Annotated in this window: 23 protein-coding genes and 1 pseudogene; 11 read left to right on the top strand and 13 right to left on the bottom strand. The window is 72.1% G+C overall.

Going from position 1 to position 26996, the window contains the following annotated elements; all coding sequences use genetic code 11:
• Window positions 1–8: 8 nt before the first annotated feature.
• Window positions 9–1178, top strand: coding sequence for a steroid 3-ketoacyl-CoA thiolase (locus tag ACWFRU_RS02295; RefSeq protein ID WP_453683852.1), 1170 nt, complete (start codon window positions 9–11; stop codon window positions 1176–1178).
• A 107-nt stretch (window positions 1179–1285) separates the two neighbouring features.
• Here the strand turns inward: ACWFRU_RS02295 and ACWFRU_RS02290 are convergent, their stop codons facing one another.
• The 7 genes from ACWFRU_RS02290 to ACWFRU_RS02260 form a co-directional block, all read right to left on the bottom strand.
• Window positions 1286–1741: an aggregation-promoting factor C-terminal-like domain-containing protein gene (locus ACWFRU_RS02290; protein ID WP_453684495.1), complete on the bottom strand. Its 456-nt coding sequence runs from the start codon at window positions 1739–1741 to the stop codon at window positions 1286–1288.
• 347 nt (window positions 1742–2088) lie between these two features.
• Window positions 2089–2922 (bottom strand): ECF transporter S component, encoded by an 834-nt coding sequence (locus ACWFRU_RS02285; RefSeq protein WP_453683850.1) that lies wholly within the window; start codon window positions 2920–2922, stop codon window positions 2089–2091.
• Window positions 2919–4598: an ABC transporter ATP-binding protein gene (locus ACWFRU_RS02280; RefSeq protein ID WP_453683849.1), complete on the bottom strand. Its 1680-nt coding sequence runs from the start codon at window positions 4596–4598 to the stop codon at window positions 2919–2921. The genes ACWFRU_RS02285 and ACWFRU_RS02280 overlap by 4 nt, the downstream gene beginning before the upstream one ends.
• Window positions 4595–5767 (bottom strand): energy-coupling factor transporter transmembrane component T, encoded by a 1173-nt coding sequence (locus ACWFRU_RS02275; protein ID WP_453683847.1) that lies wholly within the window; start codon window positions 5765–5767, stop codon window positions 4595–4597. Before ACWFRU_RS02275 ends, ACWFRU_RS02280 begins: the two co-directional genes overlap by 4 nt.
• Before the next feature lie 7 nt (window positions 5768–5774).
• The gene (locus ACWFRU_RS02270; RefSeq protein ID WP_453683845.1) at window positions 5775–6449 is read right to left on the bottom strand and encodes an SCO2322 family protein; all 675 of its coding nucleotides are present in this window, start codon (window positions 6447–6449) and stop codon (window positions 5775–5777) included.
• Entirely contained in the window at window positions 6446–7663 is a 1218-nt protein-coding gene (locus ACWFRU_RS02265; protein WP_453683844.1) for a prenyltransferase/squalene oxidase repeat-containing protein, read from the bottom strand. The genes ACWFRU_RS02270 and ACWFRU_RS02265 overlap by 4 nt, the downstream gene beginning before the upstream one ends.
• Before the next feature lie 342 nt (window positions 7664–8005).
• Complete coding sequence (locus ACWFRU_RS02260; protein WP_453683843.1) at window positions 8006–9055, bottom strand: MBL fold metallo-hydrolase; 1050 nt, start codon at window positions 9053–9055, stop codon at window positions 8006–8008.
• A 196-nt stretch (window positions 9056–9251) separates the two neighbouring features.
• On the opposite strand from ACWFRU_RS02260, the gene ACWFRU_RS02255 reads away from it, so the two are divergent.
• The 6 genes from ACWFRU_RS02255 to ACWFRU_RS02230 all read left to right on the top strand — a co-directional run bounded on the left by ACWFRU_RS02255 (window position 9252) and on the right by ACWFRU_RS02230 (window position 18009).
• Window positions 9252–10742: an aldehyde dehydrogenase gene (locus ACWFRU_RS02255; RefSeq protein ID WP_453683842.1), complete on the top strand. Its 1491-nt coding sequence runs from the start codon at window positions 9252–9254 to the stop codon at window positions 10740–10742.
• Window positions 10742–10975 carry a ferredoxin gene (locus tag ACWFRU_RS02250; protein WP_453683841.1) on the top strand — a complete coding sequence of 78 codons (234 nt, stop codon included), beginning with the start codon at window positions 10742–10744 and terminating at the stop codon, window positions 10973–10975. The genes ACWFRU_RS02255 and ACWFRU_RS02250 overlap by 1 nt, the downstream gene beginning before the upstream one ends.
• 206 nt (window positions 10976–11181) lie before the next feature.
• Window positions 11182–13863, top strand: coding sequence for a class III lanthionine synthetase LanKC (gene lanKC, locus ACWFRU_RS02245; protein ID WP_453683840.1), 2682 nt, complete (start codon window positions 11182–11184; stop codon window positions 13861–13863).
• 45 nt (window positions 13864–13908) lie between these two features.
• Window positions 13909–14037, top strand: a complete 129-nt coding sequence (locus ACWFRU_RS02240) for a SapB/AmfS family lanthipeptide (protein ID WP_365817431.1) — start codon at window positions 13909–13911, stop codon at window positions 14035–14037.
• Window positions 14038–14179: 142 nt separating this feature from the next.
• A complete protein-coding gene (locus tag ACWFRU_RS02235; protein WP_453683839.1) occupies window positions 14180–15949 on the top strand; it encodes an ABC transporter ATP-binding protein in 1770 nt (589 codons plus the stop codon).
• Window positions 15946–18009, top strand: a complete 2064-nt coding sequence (locus ACWFRU_RS02230) for an ATP-binding cassette domain-containing protein (protein ID WP_453683838.1) — start codon at window positions 15946–15948, stop codon at window positions 18007–18009. The genes ACWFRU_RS02235 and ACWFRU_RS02230 overlap by 4 nt, the downstream gene beginning before the upstream one ends.
• Here ACWFRU_RS02230 and ACWFRU_RS02225 read toward each other — a convergent pair.
• Together ACWFRU_RS02225 and ACWFRU_RS02220 are read right to left on the bottom strand one after the other, a co-directional pair.
• Window positions 17935–18177: pseudogene (locus ACWFRU_RS02225) on the bottom strand (LuxR C-terminal-related transcriptional regulator); the annotation flags it as partial. The gene ACWFRU_RS02230 and the pseudogene ACWFRU_RS02225 overlap by 75 nt on opposite strands.
• 506 nt (window positions 18178–18683) lie before the next feature.
• Window positions 18684–19319, bottom strand: coding sequence for a TetR family transcriptional regulator (locus tag ACWFRU_RS02220; protein ID WP_365817437.1), 636 nt, complete (start codon window positions 19317–19319; stop codon window positions 18684–18686).
• 221 nt (window positions 19320–19540) lie between these two features.
• On the opposite strand from ACWFRU_RS02220, the gene ACWFRU_RS02215 reads away from it, so the two are divergent.
• From ACWFRU_RS02215 to ACWFRU_RS02205, 3 genes are read left to right on the top strand one after another with little or no spacing between them, the layout of a single operon-like run.
• Window positions 19541–20902, top strand: a complete 1362-nt coding sequence (locus ACWFRU_RS02215; RefSeq protein WP_453683837.1) for a glycosyltransferase family 4 protein — start codon at window positions 19541–19543, stop codon at window positions 20900–20902.
• Window positions 20902–21645 carry a methyltransferase domain-containing protein gene (locus ACWFRU_RS02210; protein WP_453683836.1) on the top strand — a complete coding sequence of 248 codons (744 nt, stop codon included), beginning with the start codon at window positions 20902–20904 and terminating at the stop codon, window positions 21643–21645. The genes ACWFRU_RS02215 and ACWFRU_RS02210 overlap by 1 nt, the downstream gene beginning before the upstream one ends.
• Window positions 21642–22733 (top strand): prenyltransferase, encoded by a 1092-nt coding sequence (locus ACWFRU_RS02205; RefSeq protein WP_453683835.1) that lies wholly within the window; start codon window positions 21642–21644, stop codon window positions 22731–22733. The genes ACWFRU_RS02210 and ACWFRU_RS02205 overlap by 4 nt, the downstream gene beginning before the upstream one ends.
• 73 nt (window positions 22734–22806) lie before the next feature.
• Here ACWFRU_RS02205 and ACWFRU_RS02200 read toward each other — a convergent pair whose 3' ends face one another.
• Complete coding sequence (locus ACWFRU_RS02200) at window positions 22807–23097, bottom strand: hypothetical protein (protein ID WP_361189676.1); 291 nt, start codon at window positions 23095–23097, stop codon at window positions 22807–22809.
• Between the two features lie 128 nt (window positions 23098–23225).
• On the opposite strand from ACWFRU_RS02200, the gene ACWFRU_RS02195 reads away from it, so the two are divergent.
• Window positions 23226–23780, top strand: a complete 555-nt coding sequence (locus ACWFRU_RS02195; protein WP_453684493.1) for a hypothetical protein — start codon at window positions 23226–23228, stop codon at window positions 23778–23780.
• A 36-nt stretch (window positions 23781–23816) separates the two neighbouring features.
• On the opposite strand, the gene ACWFRU_RS02190 is transcribed toward ACWFRU_RS02195, so the two are convergent.
• The 3 genes from ACWFRU_RS02190 to ACWFRU_RS02180 form a co-directional block, all read right to left on the bottom strand.
• Window positions 23817–24836, bottom strand: a complete 1020-nt coding sequence (locus ACWFRU_RS02190; protein ID WP_453684492.1) for an LLM class F420-dependent oxidoreductase — start codon at window positions 24834–24836, stop codon at window positions 23817–23819.
• A gap of 116 nt (window positions 24837–24952) precedes the next feature.
• Window positions 24953–25825 carry a hypothetical protein gene (locus tag ACWFRU_RS02185; RefSeq protein WP_453683834.1) on the bottom strand — a complete coding sequence of 291 codons (873 nt, stop codon included), beginning with the start codon at window positions 25823–25825 and terminating at the stop codon, window positions 24953–24955.
• Window positions 25826–25996: 171 nt separating this feature from the next.
• Complete coding sequence (locus ACWFRU_RS02180) at window positions 25997–26995, bottom strand: N-acetylmuramoyl-L-alanine amidase (protein WP_453683833.1); 999 nt, start codon at window positions 26993–26995, stop codon at window positions 25997–25999.
• Between the last annotated feature and the right edge of the window lies 1 nt (window position 26996).

Below are 26996 nucleotides of genomic sequence, written 5' to 3'. Positions count from 1 at the left end.
GGACGCCCATGGCCGCGGAACCTGTCATCGTCGAAGCCGTACGCACCCCCATAGGTAAGCGCGGCGGCGCGCTCGCCAATCTCCACCCCGCCTATCTGCTCGGCGAGACCTACCGCGAGCTCCTCGGCCGCACCGGCATCCACGCCGACTGCGTCGAGCAGATCGTGGGCGGCACGGTCACCCACGCCGGGGAGCAGTCCATGAACCCGGCGCGCACGGCCTGGCTCACGATGGGCCTGCCGTACGAGACCGCCGCGACGACAGTGGACTGTCAGTGCGGTTCGTCGCAGCAGGCGAGCCACATGGTCGCCAACATGGTCGCGTCCGGTGTCATCGACGTGGGCATCAGCTGCGGCGTCGAGGCCATGTCACGGGTGCCGCTCGGGTCAGGCTCCAAGCATGGTCCCGGCAAGCCGTTCCCCGAGGAGTGGAACGTCGACCTGCCCAACCAGTTCGAGGCGGCCGAGCGGATCGCCCGCAACCGCGGCCTGACGAGGGAGAACGTCGACTCGCTCGGCCTGATCTCGCAGGAGCGCGCCGCGACCGCCTGGGCCGAGGAGCGTTTCAAACGCGAGACGTTCGCCGTGCAGGTCCCGACGACGGAGGAGGAGCAGGCCGCGGGGCAGGGCATGTGGCGCCTCGTCGACCGGGACGAGGGGCTGCGGAACACCACGATGGAGGGCCTCGAGCGGCTCAAGCCGGTGATGCCGACCGCCGTGCACACCGCGGGCAACTCCTCGCAGATCTCGGACGGCGCCGCGGCGATCATGTGGGCGTCGAAGCGGATGGCGCGCGCCCTGAAGCTGCGGCCGCGCGCGCGGATCGTGGCGCAGGCGCTGGTGGGCGCCGATCCGCACTTCCACCTGGACGGCCCGATCGACGCGACGCGGGCGGTGCTCGGCAAGGCGGGGATGTCCCTGAAGGACATCGACCTCGTGGAGATCAACGAGGCCTTCGCGTCGGTGGTCCTGAGCTGGGCGCAGGTCTTCGAGCAGGACCTGGAGAAGGTGAACGTGAACGGGGGCGCGATCGCCATCGGCCACCCGGTCGGGGCGACCGGGGCGCGGCTGATCACCACCGCCCTGCATGAGCTCGAACGGCGCGACAAGGAGTTCGCGCTGATCACGATGTGCGCGGGCGGGGCGGTCGCCACGGGGACGATCATTCAGCGGCTGTAGGCCGTAAGCCGAAAACGCCGGACGGGCTGGGGTATCCAGCCCGTCCGGCGTTTGAGGACGAACTCGGCGGAGCCGGTGATTTCCGGTGCGCCGCGAGGGGGTTCGGCTCAGTACGAGCCGTTGGCCTGCCAGTGGGCCCATGCGCCGGTCGGGCTGCCGTAGCGGTCGTTCATGTAGTCGAGGCCCCACTTGATCTGGGTCTCGGGGTTGGTCTTCCAGTCCGAGCCCGCCGACGCCATCTTCGAGGCGGGCAGGGCCTGGACCAGGCCGTAGGCGCCGGAGGAGGCGTTCGTGGCCTTGGGGTTCCAGCCGCTCTCGTGCTCCACGATCTTGCTGAACGCCTTGTACTGAGCGGGGTCCGGGATCAACTTCTTCGCGATCGCCTGGGCCGAGGAGGGCGCCGCGGCGGGAGCGGCGGCCGGAGCCGCGGCCTTCGCCGCCGTGGGGGTCGCGGCCTGGGCCGCGCCCGCGCTGAACACCATGCCGGTCGTGGCGACGGCCACGGCGGCACCGGTGAGGGCCTTCTTGGGGGTGGCGATACGGCTCAGGAGCGTGGCGGACAAAGCGTGGCCTTCCGTGGGGGACATGGTGTCGCGGGCATGCCGTGGGCCACGGGGATGTGGCTGGAGGAATGCGTCGGCGCCGGGGGCCTTGCGACCGGCGGCGCGGTGCGACTCGATCCAGAGAAGCAGGGCTGCCACGTCTCCGCAATGACCCTTTTTACTAGTGGATGTCGCATGTGCGCGGAAGGTCCCTCGTGTGACCTGGCTCTCAATCCGCAGGTCAGCGCATGTTTTGACGCGTGCGCGTCAGCAAGTCGCCGCTACGGCCCGCCCTAGTAGAGGACCAAAGTACTGTGGGCCGCCTCACCGCCGAGGCCCCCTCCGGGCGACAGAGAGCCACCGGCCGCCTACGCCTTCGGCCCCTCGAATGTGACGTGGGCCTCGAACGCGGCCCGGCGCGTGGCCCGGCGAAGCGCCTTCAGGACGGCGGGCCCGAGGGCGAGGCTCAGCAGGACGGTCACCACGGCGCGGGGGAGGTCCCAGCCCAGCGAGGTCGCCAGGCAGTACGCGATGAAACGGCCCAGGTTGTCGCCGACGGGGTCGCCGGGCACGAAGGAGACGCCGGTCGCGAGGCCGCCGAGGTAGGGCCAGCCCTGCAGATTCATCACGGTCCCGTACAGGACGGACGAGACGGCCCCGTAGGCGGCGAGCAGCCACAGCTCCCCGCGCCCGCGCAGGGTGTCGGGACCCGGCAGCAGCCCCGCCCCCATGCAGACCCACCCCATGGACAGCATCTGGAACGGCATCCACGGCCCGACGCCGCCGGTCAGGAGCGCGGAGGCGAACATGGACACGGCGCCGAGCACGAACCCGAACCCCGGCCCGAGCACCCGGCCGCTGAGCACCATCAGGAAGAACATCGGCTCGATCCCGGCCGTCCCCGCACCCAGCGGTCGCAGCGCGGCACCGGCCGCGGCGAGCACCCCCAGCATCGCGATGGCCTTCGCGTCGAGGCCGACGTCGGCGATGGTCGCCACGACGACGGCGAGCAGCAACGGAAGGAGCGCCGCGAACAGCCAGGGCGCGTCCTGGGCGTGCGCGCTCAGCCCTGACTCCCCGCCCGCGATCAGCGGCCACCCGAAGGCCACCACACCGACCGCGCTGACGAGCGCGAGGGCGCCGATCGAGCGCGGCCCCAGGCGGATGGGGCGCGCCTGCCGGGCCACGGGGGAGCCGCTCACGGGGTACCGCCCCCGGCGTCGAGCGCGTCCCGTACCTCCGTGACCGTCAGCCACTTCTGCGGGGCGAGGATCTTGGTGGTCTGGGGGGCGAAGGAGGGGGAGGAGACCACGATGTCGGGGGTCGGGCCGTCGGCGACGATCTCCCCGTCGGCGAGGATCGCGACCCGGTGGGCCAGTTCCGCGGCCAGCTCCACGTCGTGCGTGGCCAGGACGATCGCGTGGCCGTCGGCGGCGAGGCCGCGCAGGAGCGTGACCAGGCGGGCCTTGGCCGCGTAGTCGAGGCCCCGGGTCGGCTCATCCAGGAGGAGCAGCGGCGGGCGGGCCGTCAGAACGATCGCCAGGGCCAGGGTGAGGCGCTGGCCCTCGGAGAGGTCCCGGGGGTGGGTGTCGTCCGCGATGCCTGGCAGCAGCCCGGTGACCAGCGCGCGGCAGGTGCCGGGTTCCGCTCCCGCGTCGTGGTCGGCGGCCGTGCACTCGGCGGCCACCGTGTCCGCGTAGAGGAGGTCGCGTGGCTCCTGGGGGACCAGGCCCACGTGCCGGATCAGCTCGCGGGGTCCGGTGCGGTGGGGGATCGCGCCGCCGACGCGGACCGAGCCCGCCGCCGGTTCGAGCAGGCCCACCAGGGTGGACAGGAGCGTGGACTTCCCGGCGCCGTTGCGGCCCATCAGGGCCACCGTCTCGCCCGCAAAGACGGTGAGGTCCACGCGGCGCAGGGCCTCCACCCGGCCCCGGCGCACGGCCAGACCCGTGACGCTCGCGGCGGCTGCTTCCGCGGCATCCGTCTTCTTCGTACGCCGGAAGAGGCTCGGGCGGCCCGACGCCGCCGGACGTACGGCCGTGACCTCCTCGCGCGGTTCGGCCCCGGCCAGCCGCTCCCGCAGTGCGCCGGCCTGCCGCCTGGCGTCGCGCACCGTCAGGGGCAGCGGAGACCAGCCCGCGAGCCGGCCGAGGCCCACCACCGGCGGGTAGACCGGCGACACGGCCATCAGCGAGGCGGGATCGCCGAGCACGGGCGGCTCGCCCGGCGCCGCGAGCAGCAGCACCTGGTCGGCGTACTGCACGACCCGCTCCAGGCGGTGCTCGGCCATCAGGACCGTCGTGCCCAGGTCGTGCACCAGGCGCTGGAGTACGGCGAGGACCTCTTCGGCGGCGGCCGGGTCGAGGGCCGACGTCGGTTCGTCCAGGACGAGGACCTCGGGGTGCGGCGTGAGCACCGAGCCGATGGCGACGCGCTGCTGCTGGCCGCCGGAGAGCGTGGCGATGGGCCGGTCGCGCAGGTCGGCCAGGCCGAGCAGATCGAGGGTCTCCTCGACGCGGCGGCGCATCACGTCGGGGGCGAGCCCGAGGGACTCCATCCCGTACGCGAGCTCGTCCTCGACCGTGTCCGTCACGAAGTGCGAGAGCGGGTCCTGGCCCACCGTGCCGACGACATCGGCGAGTTCACGCGGCTTGTGGGTACGGGTGTCGCGCTCCGCCACCGTCACCCGGCCCCGCAGCGTGCCCCCGGTGAAGTGCGGCACGAGCCCGCTCACCGTGCCCAGCAGCGTCGACTTGCCGACCCCCGAAGGCCCCACGAGGAGCACCAACTCGCCCTCGGGCACGGCGAGATCGACCCCGCGCACGGTGGGCCCCGCGGCCCCTTCGTACGTCACGGAGACATCCTCGAAGCGGATCATGAGGGCTCCTTGATGCGAGCGGGGGCGGAGACAGGGGTGGTGGCGGAGTCGGCCGGCACCGGCGCCACGAAAGCGGGCAGCAGGCCGACCAGGACCGCCACCGCGGGCAACAGCGGCAGCGTCGGCGCGGTCAGGGGGACGACGCCGGGGTGCAGGGCGGCCGCGTCGTACGAGGCGGTCCAGATCATCAGGCCCGCCACCGCGATGCCCGACCCGGCGACGAGCCAGGCGCGCACGCCCCACGTGTCGGGGCGGTAGCGGGTGCGCACGGAGCGCCGGCCGCCGAGGCGGAGCCCGGCGAGTGCGGCGGCGAGACCGACGGCGAGGACGGGCAGGCCGTACCTCGTGCCGTCCGCGGTGAGCAGGCCGTACGTGCCCACGCAGACGCCCATCAGACCGCCCAGAGTCAGGGCCGCCGTCGCCCTGCGCACCCCGGCCGGAACCGGCGCGCTGCGGCCGAAGCCGCGCGCGTCCATCGCCGCGGCCAGCGCGACCGACCGCTCAAGGGCGCCCTCAAGGACCGGGAGCCCCACCTGGAGCAGCCCCCGGATGCCCTTGTCCGCACGCCCGCGAAGGCGCCGCGCGGCGCGAAGGCGCTGCACATCCATGATCAGGTTCGGCGCGAACGTCATCGCGACGACGATGGCCACCCCCACCTCGTACAGCGCGCCCGGCAGCGACTTGAGCAGCCGCGCCGGACTGGCCAGGGCGTTGGCGGCGCCCACGCAGATGAGGAGACCGGCGAGGCGCACCCCGTCGTACAGCGCGAAGAGCAGCCCCTCGGCCGTCACCCGGCCCCCGATCCGCACCCCCTTCGCCCAGTCGGGCAGCGGCACTTCGGGGAGCGTCACGATGACGTGCGTACCGGGGATGGGGGAGCCGAGGAAGACGGCGAAGACCAGCCGGATCGCGATCACGACGAGGCCCAGCTTCACGAAGGCGCCGTACGACCGCGCCCACGGGGCCGACGTCCTGCGGGCCGCGACGACATAGCCCGCGACCCCGATGAGGAGACCGATCAGCAGGGGGTTGGTGGTGCGCGACGCCGCGACGCCCAGCCCGAGCGCCCACACCCACCAGGCGCCGGGGTGCAGCGCGTTGCTCCGGTGCGCCGCGGGGGCCAGACGCCTGCGCAGCGCACCGGGAGCGGTGCTCGGCTGATCGGTCATCGTGCGGTCAGCCGCGTCGGCGGCGTGCCTGCCAGACGGCGGCCCCGCCGAGCAGGGCGATGGCGGCCACACCCGCGATCAGTCCGACGGAGGGGCCGCCGGAGCCGCTCTCCGCGTCGCTCGCGGCCGGCTTCTTCTCCGTCTCGCCGGACCCGCCGTTGCCCGAGACCTGCTCGCCGCAGCCCGACTTCGGGTAGCCCGCGATGGCGCACAGCAGGGCGTTGCTGTCGTAGCGCAGGGGCTTGGCGACCGCGGCGAGCGCGTCCGCGCTGGTCGCGTCGTCCGCGATCCGCGCGCAGGCCGTACGCGCCTTCGGCGGGCTCTCCCCGTCGGGGGCGTCGCCCGGCGTGCCGAAGTCGATGACCAGCGCGATCCGCTTGCGGTCGTCCTTGGCGGGGGTCTTGGCGCAGATCGTGTCGAAGTCCGCGGCGCCGCGCGGCTTCGCGGCGTCCTTCGAGTCGGCGGACACGGCGAACCGGAAGCCCTGGACGGCCCCGTCGTCGGGGCGCGCGGTGCTCGGCCCCTGGCTCGCGTAGACCCACGTGGAGCCGTCGCGGTCCCAGAAGGACCAGTAGCGGTAGCCGGTACCGGCCTGGGCGGGGGCGGCGGTGAGGACACCGAGCAGGGCGGTGAGGAGCGCCCCGATCACCAGGCGCCCCCACCGCGCGCGACCCCGCGTCACAGCTGCTGCTTCTTCTTGTTGCCGCTGTAGAGGAAGCCGATGCCGATACCGGCGACCATGCCGACGCCGATGATCCACCAGATGCTCACACCGCCGTCGTCGCCGTCCTTCTTCTCGTCGGCGGCCTTCTCCGTCGCCTCCGGGGCAGGACCCTGCGCGCCCAGCTGCTTGACCAGGTCCGCGCCGCCGAAGTCACGCGGGTCCAGGCCGGCGGCGTGGGCCGCGAAGATCAGCTGGGCGTAGGCGGCGGGGCCGGACTTCTCGGCCCACTGCGCGGAGTTCTTCGCCAGCCACTGGGCCGACTTCTCGGCCTGCTCCGGCTGACCGGCCGCGGCGAGCGCGAGCACGGAGTCGGCGGTGTTGCCGAGGTCGGGCATGTTCTTGGCGCCGGGCATCGACGACATCAGGTGGTCGTCGCCCTTGGCGAGGGTCTTCAGGAGGTAGCCCGTGCCGTTCGCCGCCGCCTGCTCGGCGGTGTCGGCCTTCGCGCACTTCGGGGCGGCTTCCTTCTTCTCGGCCGCGTCCACGACCAGGCCCTTGCCGTGGGCGCCGAGGACACCGGCCGCGGTGGCGTCCGCGTTCGGCGAGAGCTTGCCGGACTTGACGTCCGCGAGGCCGAAGGCGCCGCCGTCCTTGCCGCAGCTCATCGAGAGGGCGGGCAGCGCGTCGTAGGGGGACTTGCCGTCCTGCGACTTCACCGACTGCGGCTTCTCGCCCGCCGCGGCGAGCGCGCCGATGACGATGCCGGTGGAGTTGGCGTCCGAATCCATGCCGGGGCTGTAGCCCCAGCCGCCGTCCTGGTTCTGCACGGACTTCAGCCAGTCGACGCTCTTGCCGACCGTCTTCTTCTGGCCGCCGAGCGCGGCGAGCGCCTGCACGGCCGACGCCGTCGCGTTGCTGTCGAACATCGTCTTGGAGTCACAGGGCTCGCCCGCGTCGGCGCGGTAGGCGGCGTAACCGCCGTTCGCGCACTGCTGGCCGGTGAGCCAGTCGACGGACTTCGCGGCGGGCTTCACACCGGCCGTGTCCTGGGCGAGCAGGGCGTACGACTGCCGGAACACCCCGTCGAACTTGGGGTCCGCGTCGCCGTACAGACCGGAGGGCAGCTTGGCGGAGGGCGACGGGGACGCGGTGTCCGCGAAGGCGGCCGGGGCGGCGGCCGAACCGAACACGGCGACGGCGGCCAGGACCGCTGCGCTGCGGCGAACGTTCATGATGCGGCGGGTGCCTCTCCCTGCGGGGGAGCGGGGCAGCACGGGCGCGTGCGGGCACGGGCACCGGGCGGCTCCGGCTCCGTATACCTCGACGGTGCCGGTCATCGGCGGTTCCGATGACGCGAGCCGGTCACGTTCCGTACGGGGCGTTCCGGCTTTCCGCTGGGCCTTGGGCCGCGGTGTCACGGATTGGGGTCTCCCCTGCTCGAGCGGAGCCGAGAGCTTGGGGAAGGGTCAGCGCCGGATTCGCACCGGCTTTCCCCCGTACGGGCATGATGACGACGGAGCCACTCTACCGGCCCGTAGGGGAAGGGCCCCGAGGTGGCCGCCCCCGGCAAAAGGTCACACCGCGCGGTACCGCACGGGATCGTCGCCCACCGCCTCCGCGCGCCCCAGCTTCACCAGGCGCCGCACATGGGCCTCGGCCTCGGAGACCGCGATGTTCCGCGAGCCGTAGCGGATCTGGGCCCAGGGACGGTTCCACTCCATCTGCTCGGCGAGCTGCCAAGGAGTGAGGGGCTCGGCGAGGAGGGCGAGCAGATCCGTCAGACGCTCCTCGTGGTGGGCCAGGATCTCCCGGACGCGGGCCGGGGCGTCGGAGAACGCGTACTGGTGGGCCGGGAGCACCTCGGCGACCCCCAGGCGGCCGATGCGCTCCAGGGAGTCGAGGTAGTCACCGAGGGGGTCGGTCACCGTCTCGTCGTCGGGGTCCTCGTACAGGCCGATGTGCGGGGTGATCCCGGGGAGGAGATGGTCGCCGGAGAACAGGCGGCCGTGGCCCGGCAGGCGCGCCGGGTGCTCCTCCTCCAGGTGCAGGCAGACGTGGCCCGGGGTGTGGCCGGGCGTCCAGATCGCGCGGAGCCTGCGTCCCGGCAGTTCGAGGAGTTCGCCCGGGGTGATGTCGCGGTCGGGGAGCGCGGCGGCCATGCCGGGCAGCCGGGGCGCGCGGCCCGCGTCACGGGCGGCGAGGAGAGGGGCCAGGTGGTCGGCGGGGGCGCCCGCGGCCGTCAGCTTCTCCACCATGTAGTCGAACCAGCGGGCGGGCGGTCCGGTCCGGGTGCGGCGTACGACCGAGGCGTCCGCCTCGTGCATCGCGATCCACGCGCCCGACGCCTCGCGGACCTTGGCCGAGAGGCCGTGGTGGTCGGGGTGGTGGTGGGTGATGACGATGCCGTGCACCGCGTCGGTGGACGTGCCGCAGGCGGCGAGGCCCTCGGCGAGCGCGTCCCAGGAGGTGGGGTCGTCCCAGCCCGTGTCGATGAGGACGGGGCCCGCGTCCGTGTCCAGGAGGTGGACGAGGGTGAAGCCCAGCGGGTTGTCGGGGATGGGGACCTTGATGCTCCATACGCCCCCGCCGTGCTCGGTCACCTGCGGATCGGTCACCTGCGTCATGGGGCGCCCTCGTCTTCTCTCGTTCGTCGCTCGACCGTAACTAGAACTAGTTCCAATGATCGCCCAAGTCGACCGTTTCAACAGGCTACTTGAGCCTTGCCCTCCGTGGACTAGTGGAACTAGAACTGGTATCAGTTCTGAAACAGTGTCAGAAAGCGTGCCGCACACGGCGGAATCCCGCAGGAGGCAGTCAGCCATGACCGATCTCGTGGAACACGGACAGCTGTTCATCGGCGGGGAGTTGGTGGACCCCCACGGCAAGGACGTCATCGAGGTGGTCTCGCCGCACACCGGCCAGGTCTTCGCACGGGTGCCGCACGCCGCGCCCGCCGACGTCGACCGGGCCGTCGCCACCGCGCGCAAGGCGTTCGACGAGGGGCCCTGGCCCCGGATGACCCTCGACGAGCGGATCGAGATCGTCACCAGGATCAAGGACGCGTTCGCCGTACGGCACGAGGAGATCGCCCGCGTCATCAGCTCCCAGAACGGCACCCCGTACACATCGAGCGTGATGGTGCAGGCCCTCGCCGCGATGATGGTCTGGGACTCGGCGCTCACGGTCGCGAAGAACTTCACGTACGAGGAGGCGCGCGACGGCGCCCTCGGCAAGATCCTGGTCCGGCGCGAGCCGGTCGGCGTGGTGGCGGCCGTGGTCCCGTGGAACGTCCCGCAGTTCACCGCCGCGGCCAAGCTGGCGCCCGCGCTGCTCGCCGGGTGCCCGGTGATCCTCAAGACCTCGCCCGAGACGCCGCTCGACGCGTACATCCTCGCCGACATCGCCACCGAGGCGGGGCTGCCGCAGGGCGTGCTCTCGATCATCTCGGCGGACCGCGAGGTGAGCGAGTACCTCGTCGGGCACCCCGGCGTCGACAAGGTGTCCTTCACCGGCTCCGTCGGCGCGGGCAAGCGCGTCATGGAGGTCGCGGCCCGCAATCTCACGCGCGTGACACTGGAGTTGGGCGGCAAGTCGGCCGCGGTGATCCTGCCGGACGCGGACGCGTCGGCGGCGGTCGCCGGCATCGTCCCCTTCGCCTGGATGATCAACGGCCAGGCGTGCGTGGCCCAGACCCGCATCCTCGTGCCGCACTCCCGCCACGACGAGTTCGCCGAGGCCTTCGCCGCCGCGGCCGCCGCGCTCAAGGTCGGCGACCCGCTCGACCCCGAGACGGAACTCGGCCCGCTCGTGGCCAAGCGACAGCAGCAGCGCTCGCTCGACTACATCCGCATCGGCCAGGAGGAAGGCGCCAAGATCCTCACGGGCGGCGGCCGTCCGGCAGGCTTCGACGAGGGGTGGTACGTCGAGCCGACACTCTTCGGCGGCGTCGACAACTCGATGCGCATCGCCCGCGAGGAGATCTTCGGCCCGGTCATCTGCCTCCTCCCGTACGGCGACGAGAGCGAGGCCGTGAAGATCGCCAACGACTCCGACTACGGGCTCAGCGGCAGCGTGTGGACGGCGGACACCGAGCGCGGCATCGACATCGCGCGGCGGGTGCGCACCGGGACGTACTCGGTGAACACCTTCAGCCTCGACATGCTCGGTCCGTTCGGCGGCTACAAGAACTCCGGCCTCGGGCGGGAGTTCGGGCCCGAGGGGTACGGCGAGTACTTCGAGCACAAGATGATCCACCTGCCCGCCACGTACACATCAGCCGCTGACGCGGCGGGCTCAGGGGCGGGTGCCTGATGGGTGACCGCTGGCACGTCGAGGTGGACCGGTCGGTCTGCATCGGCTCCGGGATGTGCGTGATCACGGCGCCGGGCGGTTTCACGCTCGACTCCGCCCGCCAGTCGCACCCCGAGGAACCCGAGACCGACGCCAACGAGAAGGTGCTCGAAGCGGCCGAGGGGTGCCCGGTCGAGGCGATCACCATCACGTTGTCCGGCAGCGGGGAGGTCGTCTTCCCGCCGGAGGACTGACCGGGTCCGCTCCCGCGGCGGAATTTACTTGTGTGACGCCCTCTGAACCGAATTGTGTACGTTCCGCGGACGTGATGTGTGCTCGAAAGTGTGCGAACAGGACTTTACCCATGCGTTCCGCATGCCCGGTCGATGACATCCGTGACTGTCCGTCCTCTTTGCGGCCTGGAACTCTCTGAGCCAGGCCACATGGGGAGGAGACGTTCGTGGACAAGCGGTACGAGGTCTACTGTCTGGCGGACAGGCACTTCTACGAGACTCCGGACCGCTTGTCCGTGGGCAAGAGCGCCCCTGAGTTCGAGACCGCGGGGAGGGGGGTGCCGCGGGGCTGGCGCTCGCTGCGCAAGGGGGACTGGCTCTCGCTCGTCCCGCTCGGCGCCGACGGGGAGCCGCGCCCCACACCCGCGCAGGGTTGGAAGATCCACGCCTCCGCGACCTCGGACAACGCCGACCGCATCGGCGCGATCATCTGGGACCACTGCGTCGAGCGCGGCATCCCCTTCAAGTTCGTGCCCGCCGCCCACCTCCTGCACCTGCGCAACAGCAAGTACGCGAGCCGCGACAACAGCGGCAAGTTCGCCACGATCTACCCGGACGACGAGACACAACTGCACTCCGTCCTGACCGAGTTGGGCAAGCGCCTCGAAGGGTTCGACGGGCCCTACATCCTGACCGACCTGCGCTGGGAGGAAGGACCCCTTTACGTCAGGTACGGGGCCTTCACCCGGCGCATGTGCGACAACGGCAAGGGCACGCTCGTGCCCGCCGTCGAGAACGCCGAGGGCGTGCTCGTCCCCGACTCCCGCGACCCGGCCTTCCGGGTGCCCGAGTGGGTGGAGCTGCCCGCGTTCCTCGCGCCCCAACTGGCCGCCCGCAACACGACGACCGTGCAGGACCTGCCGTACCGCATCGAGAAGGCCCTGCACTTCTCCAACGGCGGCGGGGTCTACGCGGGCACCGACACCCGCGACGGCCGCAAGGTCGTCCTCAAGGAGGGCAGGCCGCACGCGGGTCTCGCCGCGGGCGGAGCCGACGCCGTCGCCCGGCTCGAACGCGAGAAGGCCGCCCTGGACAAGCTCTCCGGGCTCGGTGTCGCCCCCGAGGTCAGGGACTGGTTCCTGCTCGGCGATCACCGCTTCCTGGTCATGGACTTTCTTGAGGGCACCACCCTCAACTCCTTCTTCGCCCACCGGCACCCGCTGCTGGTCAGCCGGCCCGACCCCGAGGCCATCGCCGACTACACGGCCTGGGCGCTGCGCATGCACCGCTGTGTCGAGGAGGCCGTCACCGCCGTGCACGAACGCGGCGTCGTCTTCAACGACCTCCACCTCTTCAACATCATGGTCGCGCCCGACGAACAGTCCGTGGCGCTCCTCGACTTCGAGGCGGCCGGCACCGTGGGCGACTCCGGGCGCCAGGTCATGGCTCACCCCGGGTTCGTGGCGCCGCCGGACCGCACCGGCGCGGACGTCGACCGCTACGCCCTCGCGTGTCTGCGGCTCGCCCTCTTCCTGCCGGTCACCTCGCTGCTCGCCGTCGACCGCGGCAAGGCCGCGCACCTCGCCGAGATGATCGCGGCCGAATTCCCGGACGTACCCCGGGAGTTCCTCGACGAGGCCGTGGCGGAGATCCAGCGCCCCGGCACGGACGAGCAGGCGCCGGCCCTGGTGGCGGAAGCACCGGAGGCCCAGGGGGAGGGCGTCCTGAAGGGGGACGGGACCGGCGCCGCAAGGACGGCGGGGGCGGCCACCGTCTTCGTCGACCCCGCCGACTGGCCCCACAGCCGCGACTCGATGGTCAAGGCCATCCTCGCCTCGGCCAGCCCCGAGCGCGACGACCGGCTCTTCCCCGGTGACATCGCCCAGTTCACCGACGGCGGCGGACTCGGCATCGCGCACGGCGCGGCCGGAGTGCTCCTCGCCCTCGCCGAAAGCGGCGGGGAACGCTACGAGGAAGGCGAGCGCTGGCTCCTGAAGCACACCGAGCCCGCAACGCCCGGCACGCCCCTCGGGCTCAACGACGGCCTCTCCGGCATCGCCCACGTACTCGACCGGCTCGGTCACCGCACCCGTGCCCTCGACCTGATGGAGACCGTCCTGAGGGAGAACTGGCAGCGGCTCCCCTCCGACCTGCACGGCGGCCTCGCCGGACTCGGCCTCGCCCTCGACGCCCTCGCCCACAGCACCGGCGAGGAATCCCTCGCCCAACACGCTCTCCATGCGGCGGAGTTGCTGGCCGAACGACTCACCTCCGACAGTCCGCCGAACGCGCGGCCGCGGGCCGGTCTGCTCCGCGGCGCCACCGGCCCGGCCCTCCTCTTCCTGCGGCTCTACGAGCGGAACGGCGACGCCGCGCTCCTCGACCTGGCGGCCCACGCCCTGCGCGCGGACCTCTCCCGGTGCGTGACGCGGGCGGACGGCGGCATCCAGGTGGACGAGGGCTGGCGGGCCATGCCCTACCTCGGCGACGGCAGCGTCGGCATCGGCATGGTCCTCGACGACTACCTCGCACACCGGGAGGACGCCGGGTTCGAGGCGGCACGGCCGGGCATCCTGGCCGCCGCGCGCTCACGCTTCTGCGTGCAGCCGGGCCTGTACCAGGGGCGGGCCGGACTGCTGCTCCACCTCAGCCGCAGTACCGCGCCGGGCATCACGCCCGAGGACATCGACGGGCAGATCGCGGCACTGGGCTGGTTCGCCATGTCCTACGAGGGCCAACTCGCCTTTCCCGGGAACCAGATGATGCGCCTGTCGATGGACCTGCACACCGGCACGGCGGGCGTTCTCGTCGCCCTCGGTGCCGCGCTGGGCGACAGCGACGCACACATCCCCTTCCTGCCGCCGCTCCGGCGGCCCCAGAGCCGGTCCCGCGTTTCAGCGGGGTCGTGACAACACCCAAAAAGGAACACTACGTCCCCAAAGAGAGGGAAGATCATGACGCTTCTCGACCTGCAGAGCATGGAGTCCGACGAGATGACCGGTGGCGGCGGCGGTGGCGGCGGCGAGAGCACGGCCAGCCTGCTGCTCTGCTGGAGCGAGGTCAGCCTGGTCATCTGTCTGTGACGCGCGTCCGCGCGTGACCGGCACGGCATCAGACGGCCCGGGCGGTGCCTCCTCCGAGGAGGGGGCCCGCCCGGGTCCGCCGGCGTCGGCCGCTTCGGAGACGCCCGGCGACGGACACGAGGACTGCGAGGACCCGGACCGCATGGCGACCACGACCCACCGTCTCCGCCCTCGACGACCCGCGTCCGGACCTCCGCCCGCGTCCGCTCCTCCGCCCGCGTCCGACACGGGACTGCTGCGCGAGGCGACCCGCCACAGCGCCGTCCGCTGCACGGTGCTCGTGCTGTGTGCCGCCGGGGGCGCGGGAGCCAGCCTGCTGCTGCCGTTCGTCATCGGCCGCGCCCTGGACGCCGTGCTTGCCGGACACGCCGCCGGTCACGTCGGTGCCGACGCCACCCGCTGGATCCTCGTGTGCGCGGCGCTCATCGGTGCCAGAGCCGTGCTCGACGCCGTGGACGGCGTCCTGACCGCCACCACCAACGCCCGCACCACCGCCTGGCTGCGCCGCCACCTGGCCCGTCACGTCCTCGCCGTCGGCCCCCGCACCACCGCACGCTTCGCCCCCGGCGACCTGGTGGCCCGTCTCGTCGACAACGCGGCGCACGCGGGCGTCGCGCCCGCCACGCTCGCCGGGCTTCTCGCCGCCCTGGTGGTGCCCGCGGGGGCCGTGGTGGCGCTCGCCCTGATCGACGCCTGGCTCGCCGTGGCTTTCATCGCCGGTGTCCCCGTACTCGTCCTGCTCCTGCGGGCGTTCACCCGCGCCACCTCCGACTGCGTGACCCGCTACCAGCAGGTCCAGGGTGACATCGCGGGCCGGCTCGGCGAGGCGGTCGGCGGGGCCAGGACCATCGCGGCCGCGCACACCGAGGACAAGGAGGCCAGGCGCGTCCTCGGGCCGCTGCCCGAACTCTCCCGGCACGGGCACCGGATGTGGCGCGTCCAGGGCCGCTCACAGTCACAGGCCGTCGCGGTCGCCCCCCTTCTGCAGATCGCGGTCGTCGCGGTCGCGGGCCACCTGGTGCTGCAAGGCCGCATCAGCGTCGGCGAGCTGCTGGCCGCGTCCCGGTACGCGGTGCTCGCCACCGGCATCGGCATGCTCGTCGGACAGCTGGGGGCCCTGGTGCGGGCCAAGGCCGCGGCGCGCCGCCTGGGAGAGGTCCTCGCCGAACCCTCGACCACGTATGGAGACGCCGTACTGCCGCCTGGAGACGGGCTGTTGGAGTTGCGGGGAGTCACGGTGACCCGCGGCGAACGCACCGTGCTCGACGGCGTCGACCTGACCGTCCCCGCCGGCCGCACCCTCGCCGTGGTCGGCCGCTCCGGCGCGGGCAAGTCGCTCCTGGCGGCCGTCGCGGGGCGGCTCGCCGACCCCGACGAAGGGGACGTACGCCTGGACGGCGTCCCGCTGCGTTCGCTCGGCCGCGAGGAGCTGCGCCGCGAGATCGGCTACGCCTTCGAGCGGCCCGCGCTCCTCGGCACGACCCTGGAGGGCACCATCGGCTTCGGCGCCCCGCGCCCGACGCCGCCCCGCATCCGTGAGGCGGCCCGTGCGGCCCACGCGGACCCCTTCATCACGCGCCTCCCCGACGGCTACGCCACGCCCTGCGCCGACGCGCCCCTCTCCGGGGGCGAGGCCCAACGCCTAGGCCTCGCGCGGGCGTTCGCGCGAGGCGGCCGGATCCTGATCCTGGACGACGCGATGTCGAGCCTGGACACGGTGACCGAACACCACATCGCCGAGGCCCTGCTTCACCACACCCCGCACCGCAGCCGCCTGATCATCGCCCACCGCGCGGCGACGGCCGCCCGCGCGGACGTGGTCGCCTGGCTGGACGGCGGCCGGATCCGGGCGGTGGGGACGCACGCGGAGCTGTGGGAGCGGGCGGAGTACAGGGAGGTGTTCGGCGCGTGAGGAAGGATTCTGGCGCCTCGAAGCCGGGCGGTTCGACCCTCTCGGCCTTCGCGGCGCAGCCAGGCACCTACCGCCGCGGCCTGCGGTTCCTCCGGCGACGGTGGCCGGTGGTGCTGCGGCTCGCCCTCTGGTCCGTCCTGGAGACCGGGCAGACCTTCCTCACCGGATACGCCCTCGCACGCGCCCTGGACGACGGGTTCCTCGCGGGGCGCCAGGCGGTGGGCCTGGCGTGGCTCGGCGGGGCCGGACTCGGCGTACTCGTGGCCGCGTACGGCACGGGACGGGTGTTCCGCGCGATCGCCGACCTGGTGGAACCCCTGCGGGACACCCTCGTACGGCAGGTCGTCGGCCGGGGGGTGCGGGACGCGGACGGGGCCTCCGTGTCCCGGCTCACCCAGCAGGTGGAGATCGCCAGGGACACCTTCGCGGGGCTGGTCCTGGTGTCCCGCTCCTTCGTCTTCACGGCGGCGGGCGCGCTGATCGGCCTGTTCTCGCTGGCCCCGCTCCTCCTCCTGGTCGTCGCGCCCCCACTGCTCGCCGGAGTCGGCCTGTTCGTGGCGAGCCTGCGGCCGCTCGCGCGGCGCCAAGAGGACTTCCTCGTCGCCGACGAGGGCATCGCGGACCAACTGGGTGCAGTCGCACCGGGGTTGCGGGACGTAGCCGCCGCGGGCGCGGAACAGGACGTGGCCGGGGACCTGGACCGGGGCATCGCCGCGGAGTACGCGGCGGCCGGTTCCCTCGCCCGCTGGGGCATCCTGCGCACGGCGGCCCTCGTGACCGGCGGCCAACTCCCGCTCGTCCTGCTCCTCGTCACGGCCCCCTGGCTCCTGAACAACGGCGTCACGCCGGGCGCCCTGGTCGGCGCGATCGCCTACGTCACCCAGGCCCTGCTCCCGGCCCTCCACAACCTGATCCACGGCCTGGGCACCAGCGGCTCCCGCCTGGCCATAGTCCTGCGCCGCCTGACGTGGAACCCGGAGAACCCGGAGAACCCGCACACGGAGGCACCTGAGCCGAGCGGAACGGTCGCGGTCGAAGGCACAGGCACAGGCACGGACGCGAACACGGACTCGGACACGGACACACATACGGCCGGTGCTGCTCCTGACCCCGTCGCCGACGACGCTCCCGCCCTCCAGCTCGACTCCGTCACCTTTGCCTACGGTCCCCAAGCCGAGCCCGTCCTGCGCGATCTGTCGCTCAGCGTTCCGCGCGGTGGCCATCTGGCGGTGGTCGGGCCCAGCGGGATCGGGAAGTCCACTCTGGCCGGGCTCGTGGCCGGGATGCTCGAGCCCGGGAGCGGTGTCGTGCGTGTGGAGGGGCGGTCCGTGCGGGGGCGGGAGGCCGTCGGGCGGCGGGTGCTGATCCCGCAGGAGGCCTACGTCTTCAGCGGCACGGTGCGGCAGAACCTGGAGTACCTGCGGGCGGACGCCGTCAGCGACGCGGAGCTGCTGGCCGCCGCGCGGGCCGTCGGGCTCAGCGCGGTGATCGAGCGGCTCGGCGGCCTCGCCGCCCCCGTCGACCCCGCCGCGCTCTCCGCGGGCGAACGCCAGCTCATCGCGCTGACCCGCGCCCATGTCTCGTACGCGCCCCTCGCCCTGCTCGACGAGGCGACCTGCCACCTCGACCCGGTGGCGGAGGCCCGCGCCGAGCGGGCCTTCGCGGCGCGGCCGGGCGGCACCCTCGTGGTGATCGCCCACCGCATCAGCTCGGCCCGCCGTGCCGACCGGATCCTGGTGATGGACGGGACGCACGCCGTGTGCGGACGCCACGAGGAACTGGTCGAAAGCTCCGCCCTCTACCGCGAGCTCTCCGGCAACTGGGGGCCGGCGGACGGTCCGGCGAACGCCTCGGGTAACGGAGCGGCGAACGCCTCGGGGAACGGTTCGGCGGGCGGGGTCTCACACCCAGCCCTCGCCCCGCGAGATCCGGATCGCGTCGATCCTGTTCCGGGCCCCGGTCTTGCGGGTGATCGCGGCCATGTAGTTGCGCACCGTCCCGTTCGTCAGATGCAGGCGGTTCGCGATCTCGGCGACGGGCGCGCCCCCGGCGGCCAGTGAAAGCACCAGTAACTCCCGTGCTGTGAGCGGCATCTGAGCTGCTTTCAGGAAGCCGAACCCCAGCGTCTCGTCCACGAACCGCCGGCCGGCGGCCACCTGTCTTATCGCGGCGAGCAGCCGGTCCGGCGGGCTCGCCTTGTCCACATAGCCGAGGGCGCCCGCATCCATGCAGCGGCGGAGCAGCCCCGGCCGGTTGCCGGACACCAGGACGAGGAGTGAGCAGCCGAGGCCCCCGGAAACGGGATGGGACTTCTCCCCGAACTCGGCGGACGCGTGGGCCGCGTCGTCCTCGGGGTCGACCACGCAGACGTCGGGGCGCACCGCCCCCGTACGGTCGCGGGCGTTGTGCCACGGCGCATGGGAGACCTCCAGGTCCGGCTCACGGGCGAGGCGTTCGGCCAGAGCCGATCGCAGAAGACAGGCGTCGTGCACGAGAAGTACCCGGATCACGCTTCGCTCCTCCAGGTTCCCGCTTGGGGTCCCGATGGCTTCGTACAGCACGTAGCCATTCATAGCGGCGCCGACGGCCCGTACGGACGCGGATAACTGGCCAAGCGGGACCAAGGAGAGGCTCAGGGGCGCAACTGCCAGGAGCGTGTGCGCCCCCCATGCAACGGTTCGGGGGTTAGGCCTCGCGGGTTCCCGGGCAAACGGGGCCGCGCACTCGTCGGGCCCTACGCTGCCTCGGGAGACGTCAGGTCGATCAAGCGGCACACCATCTCGATGTCGATCTTGACCTGCGCGATCGACGCCCGCCCCGAGAGCCAGGTGATCAGCGCCGAGTGCCAGGTGTGCTCGATGACCCGGACCGCCGAGAGCTGCTCGGGGGTCGGCGCGTCCGCCAGGCCCATCGCGTCCAGGATGATCGCCGTGGTCAGCCGCGAGACCGTGTCCACCTCGGGGCTCACGGAGCGGTCGGCGAACGTCAGCGCCCTGACCATCGCGTCCGCCAGATGCGGCTCGCGCTGCAGGGCACGGAAGGCCCGCATCAGCGTCTCGGCGCACCGCTCGGCGGGCGTCTCACCGGCGGGCGGGCGCTTACGGATCGTGGTGTGCATGTGCTGCAGCTGGTCCTGCATGGTGGCGACCAGGAGATGCACCTTGGAGGGGAAGTAGCGGTACAGCGTGCCGAGGGCGACGCTGGAGGACTCGGCGACCTCGCGCATCTGCACCGCGTCGAACCCGCCCCTGCTCGCGAGTTGGGCGCTCGCGTGCAGGATGCGGCGGCGGCGCGCCTCCTGCCGCTCGGTCAGGGGTGGCGACGCCGGATCAGCTGCTGCGACTTCCGCTGCCTTGGCTTCCGCTGTCATATGTCCCGTTGTTCCGTCGTCCCGGTCGGGTTGCGTGGTCGGCCAGCATGGCAGGGCGCCTGCCGTGGCGCGAATCACCTGATCCGGGCCTTACAGCGCGGCTACCTGCCGGTAGATTCAATGCTCGTTCAGCGATCATTCAACGATCAAGTCTGAAACTTGTTCTAGATTACCGTCCCGGCGTAACCTCGCGGACAACCGCAGGCAGAAGGGGGCCGAGAGTGACCGCTGAGGCCATGGAGGCCGGCCCCCGGACGGGGCCGCACGCCGATGGTGACCGTCCGTTGCGCATCGCTCTCCTCACGTACAAGGGCAACCCGTTCTGCGGGGGCCAGGGCGTCTACGTACGTCACCTCTCGCGCGAGCTGGCCCGCCTCGGCCACAGCGTCGAGGTGATCGGCGCCCAGCCCTACCCCGTCCTGGACGAGGGCCTCGAAGGCCTCAGGCTCACCGAGCTGCCGAGCCTCGACCTCTACCGCTCGCCCGACCCCTTCCGCACACCCAAGCGCGACGAGTACCGCGACTGGGTCGACGCGCTCGAAGTGGCGACGATGTGGACCGGCGGCTTCCCGGAACCGGCCACGTTCAGCCTGCGCGCCCGCCGCCATCTGCGGGCCAGGCGGGGCGAGTTCGACGTCGTGCACGACAACCAGACCCTCGGCTACGGCCTGTTGGGCGACCTCGGGGCCCCGCTCGTCTCCACGATCCACCACCCCATCACCGTGGACCGCCGCCTCGAACTCGACGCGGCGCCCGACTGGCGCCGCCGCATGTCCGTGCGCCGCTGGTACGCCTTCACGCGCATGCAGAAGCGCGTGGCCCGCCGCCTGCCCTCCGTGCTCACCGTCTCCGGCACGTCGCGCCAGGAGATCGTCGACCACCTCGGCGTACGCGAGGACCGCATCAGCGTCGTGCACATCGGCGCCGACACCGACCTCTTCTCGCCGGACCCCTCGATCCCCGAGGTGCCCGGACGCATCGTCACGACGTCCAGCGCGGACGTCCCGCTCAAGGGCCTCATCCACCTCGTGGAGGCGCTGGCCAAGGTCCGCGCCGAGAACCCCGCCGCCCACCTCGTCGTCGTCGGCAAACGCGCCGAGGACGGTCCCGTGGCGCAGGCCATCGAGCGGTACGGCCTCGAAGGCGCCGTCGAGTTCGTCAAGGGCATCACCGACGAGGAACTGGTGGACCTGGTCCGCTCGGCCGAGATCGCCTGCGTCCCTTCCCTCTACGAGGGCTTCTCGCTCCCCGCGGCCGAGGCCATGGCCACCGGGACGCCGCTCCTCGCGACGACCGGCGGCGCGATCCCGGAGGTCGCGGGGCCGGACGGCGAGACCTGCCTGGCGGTACGCCCCGCCGACCCCGACGCGCTCGCCGCCGGACTGAACCGGCTGCTCGGCGACCCGGAGCTGCGGGCCCGCCTCGGCGCCGCCGGGCGTGAGCGGGTTCTCGCCAAATTCACCTGGGCCCGCGCCGCCCAGGGCACCGCAGAGCTGTACCGCGCGGCGATCGCCGGCAACGCGGCCCCGCAATCCGGCCGCCCCCCGGCCACCACCCCGACGTACTCCGGGAGCCATCGCTGATGCTGACCGTCGACTTCACCCGCTTCCCGCTCGCCGCGGGCGACCGCGTTCTCGACCTGGGCTGCGGCGCGGGCCGGCACGCCTTCGAGTGTTACCGGCGAGGGGCCCGGGTGGTGGCCCTCGACCAGAACGCCGAGGAGATCCGCGAGGTCGCCAAGTGGTTCGCCGCGATGAAGGAGGCCGGTGAGGCGCCGGCGGGCGCGACCGCCACGGCGATGGAGGGCGACGCGCTCAACCTGCCCTTCCCCGACGCCTCGTTCGACGTCGTGATCATCTCCGAGGTGATGGAACACATCCCCGACGACAAGGGCGTGCTCGCGGAGATGGTCCGGGTCCTGAAGCCCGGCGGCCGCATCGCGGTCACCGTCCCGCGCTACGGCCCCGAGAAGATCTGCTGGGCCCTGTCGGACGCGTACCACGAGGTCGAGGGCGGTCACATCCGCATCTACAAGGCGGACGAGCTGCTCGGCAGGATGCGCGAGGCGGGCCTGAAGCCGTACGGCACGCACCACGCGCACGCGCTGCACTCGCCGTACTGGTGGCTGAAGTGCGCGTTCGGCGTCGACAACGACAAGGCGCTGCCGGTGCGGGCGTACCACAAGCTCCTCGTCTGGGACATCATGAAGAAACCGCTGGCCACGAAGGTGGCGGAGCAGTTGCTCAACCCGGTCGTGGGCAAGAGTTTCGTGGCGTACGCGACGAAGCCGCACCTGCCGAAGGCCGACGCGAAGACCGACGCGTGACGAGCCCGGAGCGGACGGAACACCTGGTCCTGCCGGGCGTCCTGACGGCGGATCAGGCCACGCGCACGGTGCGCGGGATTCTGGCGGTCCAGCGCGAGGACGGCGCGATCCCGTGGTTCCGCGGCCACCACCTCGACCCCTGGGACCACACCGAGGCCGCCATGGCCCTGGACGCGGCGGGCGAGCACGCGGCCGCCGCCCGCGCCTACGACTGGCTGGCGCGGCACCAGAATCCGGACGGGTCCTGGTACGCGGCGTACGCCGACGGTGACCCGCACGACGTGACGGACCGGGGACGCGAGACGAACTTCTGCGCGTACATCGCGGTGGGCGTCTGGCACCACTACCTCTCGACCGGTGACGACACGTTCCTGGACCGCATGTGGCCGACGGTGATGGGCGCGATCGAGTTCGTGCTCGCTCTGCAGCAGCCGGGCGGACAGATCGGCTGGAAGCGCGAGCAGGACGGGACGCCGGTCAACGACGCGCTCCTGACGGGCAGTTCATCGATCCACCAGGCGCTGCGGTGCGCCCTGGCGATCGCCGAGCAACGCGAGGAGCCGCAACCGGACTGGGAGCTGGCGACGGGCGCGCTGGCCCACGCGATCCAGAGCCACCCCGAGCGGTTCCTGGACAAGGACCGCTACTCGATGGACTGGTACTACCCGGTCCTCGGCGGCGCGCTCACGGGTGCGGCGGCCAAGTCCCGCATGGAGGAGGGCTGGGACCGCTTCGTGGTGCCGGACCTCGGCGTGCGCTGCGTCATCCCCAACAACTGGGTGACGGGCGGCGAGAGCGCCGAACTGGCCCTGTCCCTCTGGGTGTTGGGCGAATCGGACCGTGCCCTGGAGATCCTCCAGTCGATCCAGCACCTGCGCGACCCGGAGACCGGCCTCTACTGGACGGGCTACGTCTTCGACGACGGCGCGATCTGGCCGGAAGAACTCACCACATGGACCGCGGGCTCCCTGCTGCTCGCCGTGGCGGCACTCGGCGGCGACGAGGCCACCTGCGCGGTCTTCTCGGGCGAACGCCTCCCCGTGGGCCTGGCCCCGGAGTGCTGCGGCGCCGCCACCGGGGGGCAGTAGCGGCACCGCAGCGGCGCCGCTGCCGGGGGGTGACAGCGGCGGCCGTGGTGGTACGTGCGGGCGGCTCCGCCGGTCAGTAGCGGCGGAGACGTCCTGCGATGGCGTGGCCGACGAAGACGTAGACCAGTGCCGCGAGGCCGTAACCGCAGACCACACGGGCCCAGGCCTCGTCAAAGGTGAACAGGTCATGTGACCAGCCGGCCAGCCAGCGGGCCACGTCGTGGATGAACTGGACGAGGTCGTTGGCGCGGTTCGCGTCCAACAGATACATGAGGATCCACAGGCCGAGGATGATGGCCATCACGTCCGCGACGATGACGATGACCCTCGCTGCGGTGCTGCCACGTGCTTGTCGGGTGGACATAAAGACCGTGTACCTGGCCCGGCCCGGTTGAAACCCGTACGGGCTCGCCCGAGTGGCGGGCCCCGCCGACCGGGGCGAGGCTGCCGGGAGAGCTGTCCGCAGGCTGCCCACCCCCGGAGGTCCCCGTGTTGCCGTCCGCCGCGACCGTACGCCGGTCTCTCGTCGCCCCTGTGCTCTGCGGAGCCCTGATCGCGGGGGCGACCGGGTGCGGGGGTGACGACGCGGACGCCGCGTCGTCCTCCGCTGCGCCGTCGGGTTCGAGCTCCGCCGAGAAGCAGAAGTACGCCAAGACGCGGTTCGTGGCGAACGCGGGGATCGCCGCCGGAGCGACGTACCAGTGGATCGTGAAGCCCTTCCGTGCGGGGAAGTTCAAGAAGGGCGCCGACGGGCGCAAGTTCGCCCTGATCAAGGCGGGCCTCGCCGGGACCCTCGCCTACAACCGCCTGAAGGCGGCGTCGAAGAACGCGAAGGGCGACCCGGCGCTGGCCAAGGCGGTGGCTCCGCTGACGGCGGGCATCGACGCCCTCAAGGATCTCCCGTCCAAGCTCCGCAAGGGCGACTCCACGGACTCGGTCGTGAACTCCTTCGACGACGTCATCAACAAGGTGAAGGACGCGGGCAAGGACGCGGGCGCGGAGGTCAAGAACAAGGTGCCTTCGGCGGGGGAGCTGGCGAAGGGGTAGGCAACGGCGGGGGCGTCAGGTGCCGGAGAGGCCGAGCTACCGCTCCAGCTCGGCCAGCTCCGCCAGCGTCCGCAGCGTATGCCGGTCCGGAGCCAGTACCAGCAGATCCGTGACGGGACCTTTTCGCCACAACTCAAGGCGTTCCGCGATGCGTTCCCGCGGCCCAACCAATGAAATCTCATCGGCGAAAGCGTCCGGAACCGCCAGGACCGCCTCTTCCCGGCGCCCCGCCAGAAACAGTTCCTGAATGCGCCGGGCCTCCGCCTCGAAGCCCATGCGCGCCATCAGATCTGCATGAAAGTTCCGCGCGGAGTGTCCCATCCCCCCGATATAGAACCCCAGCATCGCCTTGACCGGAAGCAGGCCCTCCGCAACGTCGTCGCAGACCTTCGCCCGCGCCATGGGCGCGACCATGAAGCCCTCGGGTGCGCCCTCCAGCGAAGCCTCGTACACGTCGGCCCGCATCGGCGACCAGTAGAGCGGCAGCCAGCCGTCCGCGATCCGCGCCGTCTGCGCGATGTTCTTCGGCCCCTCCGCGCCGAGCAGCACCGGCAGGTCCGCCCGCAGCGGATGCGTGATCGGCTTCAGGGGCTTGCCCAGGCCGCTCCCGTCCTCCCCCTGGTAGGGGTGCGAGTGGAAGCGCCCGTCCAGCGCCACCGGCCCCTCCCGTCGCAGCACTTGGCGGATGACGTCCACGTACTCCCGCGTGGCGGTCAGCGGCGACCTCGGGAACGGCCGTCCGTACCACCCCTCCACTACCTGCGGCCCGGAGAGCCCGAGCCCGAGCATCATCCGCCCGCCGGACAGATGGTCCAGCGTCAGCGCGTGCATCGCCGTCGTCACCGGCGAGCGTGCCGCCATCTGTACGACCGCCGTGCCCAGCTTGATCCGTGAGGTCTGCGCCGCGATCCAGGTCAGCGGGGTGAAGGCATCGGACCCCCACGCCTCGGCCGTCCACACGGAGTCATAACCGAGCCGTTCGGCCTCCTGGGCGAGTGCCACATGCCCGGGGTCGGGCCCGCGCCCCCAGTAGCCGAGTGCGAGTCCCAGGCGCATGCCCATACCCCGATCCTTTCTGACGGTACGTCAGTTCGGTGCAGGGTGGCGACTGTACGACAACGGCCCCCCGCCCGGAAGGGCGAGGGGCCGCGAGGTGTCGCTGGTACGGGAGATCAGCCGCGCTGAATCCCCGTGGTGTCCTGCAGCACGCCACGACGGCCGTCCTGCGTCTGGGCCACCAGGCCGGGCCCGCGCTGCTCGACGGCCAAGTACCAGGTACCGGGCGCCAGTTCGGCGATCGGCGTCGGCGAACCGTCCTCCGCGTACAGCGGACGCGGCACCGGCACGGCGAACCAGAACGGCGAGAAGTCACCGGCGGCCTGCGCCTGCCCGGGAGGCGGCGTCTGCTGCTGCGGCTGCCCCGGCTGACCCGGCTGGGCACCGAAGGGCTGACCCTGCTGCGGCTGACCGGGCTGGGCGCCGTACGGCTGCCCCTGCTGCGGCTGACCCTGCGCGCCCGGGTACCCGTACCCGCCCTGCGGCTGGCCGCCGTAGGGCTGGGGGGCGGGGCGGGGGGCGCCGACGAGGGGAGCCTTGAGCGCCGGAACCAGCGCCGTCGCGACCGCGGCGGCGGCCAGGACCAGGGCGGCGATCAGGCCGAGGATGAGGCCGACACCGGCCTCGGGCCCGTTGGAGCTGCCGCCCAGGCTGCTCTCGAAGAAGAAGCCGTACGACTGGTCGGCGTCGAAGATCGCACCGAGCGAGCTCCAGGCGGCGGCGATCGTGAAGGCGACGCCGAGCTGGCCGAGGTCGAGGCCCGCGACCTTGCGCGGCTGCGGGAGCGCACGGCCCACGACGATGAGCGCGGCACCGATGATCCCGAGCAGGTACACGCTCAGCAGCAGGTTGCCGTTCTCCCAGGCGTTGGGAAGCTTGTCGCTGTCGCCGCCTTCGGCGTCAAGGGTGTTGAGGAACGATGCGATGAAGAGCAACACCGCTGCCCCGATCACCACGCCGTCGCCTCGAGTGAGAGAGCGGATATTCACTTCAGGTCCTTCGTAAGTCGTCTCGTCGGTGGAGGCGTCGCTCGCCCCAAGGTCGTGGTGCTGAGCGCGGGGATGGCCCCCCATCGTACGGAGGACATTATCGTTCACGCGGGTGGGGTGTCTGCTCGGGATAAAGACCAACCAACCCGTTATCCCCGACGAACCAACCCGTTATCCGCGCAGAAAGCTCACGATTCCGTCGGAGATCCCCTGCGCCGCCTTCTGCCGCCAGGCGCCGCTGGTGAGCAACGCCTCGTCTTTCGTGTCGCGCATGTTGCCGCACTCGATGAAGACCTTAGGGACGGTGGAGAGGTTGAGGCCGCCCAGGTCCTTGCGGACGTCGAGCCCGGTGCCGTCGCCGACGTAGTTGGAGGGGGCGCTGCCGGTCGCGCTCAGGAACTTGCCCGCGATCCGCTCGCCAAGGGCGCGCGACGGGACGACGATCTTGGAGGTGTCCGCGGCGCCGGACTTCACCGATGCGGGAAGGATCACATGGAAGCCGCGGTTGCCCGCGGCCGATCCGTCGGCGTGCACGGAGACGACCGCGTCCGCGCGGGCGTTGTTGCCGATGCGGGCGCGCTCGTCGACGCACGGTCCCCAGGGCCGGTCACCGTCCTGGGTGAACTTGACCGTGGCGCCCTGCTTCTCGAGCAGCGTGCGCAGGCGGCGCGAGACGTCGAGGGTGAACTGGGCCTCGCTGTAACCGTTGTTGGTGGAGGTGCCCGTCGTGTCGCACTCCTTGCGGTGCGTGCCGACATCGACGAGGCGGTTGATCTCGGCGGTGTGCTTGCCGTTGCCCGTGTTGTGGCCGGGGTCGACGACGACCACCTTGCCCTTGAGCGGGCCGGAGGCGGCGGGACGGGTGGAGGACTTCGGGGGCTTCGACGCGCTCGGCTCGTCACTCGCGTCGCCGTCGCCCTTGTCTCCCTTGCCGTCGTCCTTCTCGGAGGCGGACGGGGAGGGCTCGGCGGAGGGCGAACCCTTCGCGGACTGGCTCGTGGAGGGAAGCGATCTGGCCGGCTCACTGCCGCCGGGTCCGCTTGTGGCCTCGTAAATGAGCCATCCCGCGAGGGCCGTCGGCACCAGCGCGGCGAGCGTCACCGTGAGAGGGCCGCCGCTGAAACGGCGGGGCGGGCGTGGGGGCTGGCTGTCCGGACCTACGTACGACACG

Source organism: Streptomyces sp. NPDC055099 (assembly GCF_053607685.1).
Note: the sequence above shows the minus strand (reverse complement) of the source record. Positions and strands in the feature narration are given on the sequence as shown.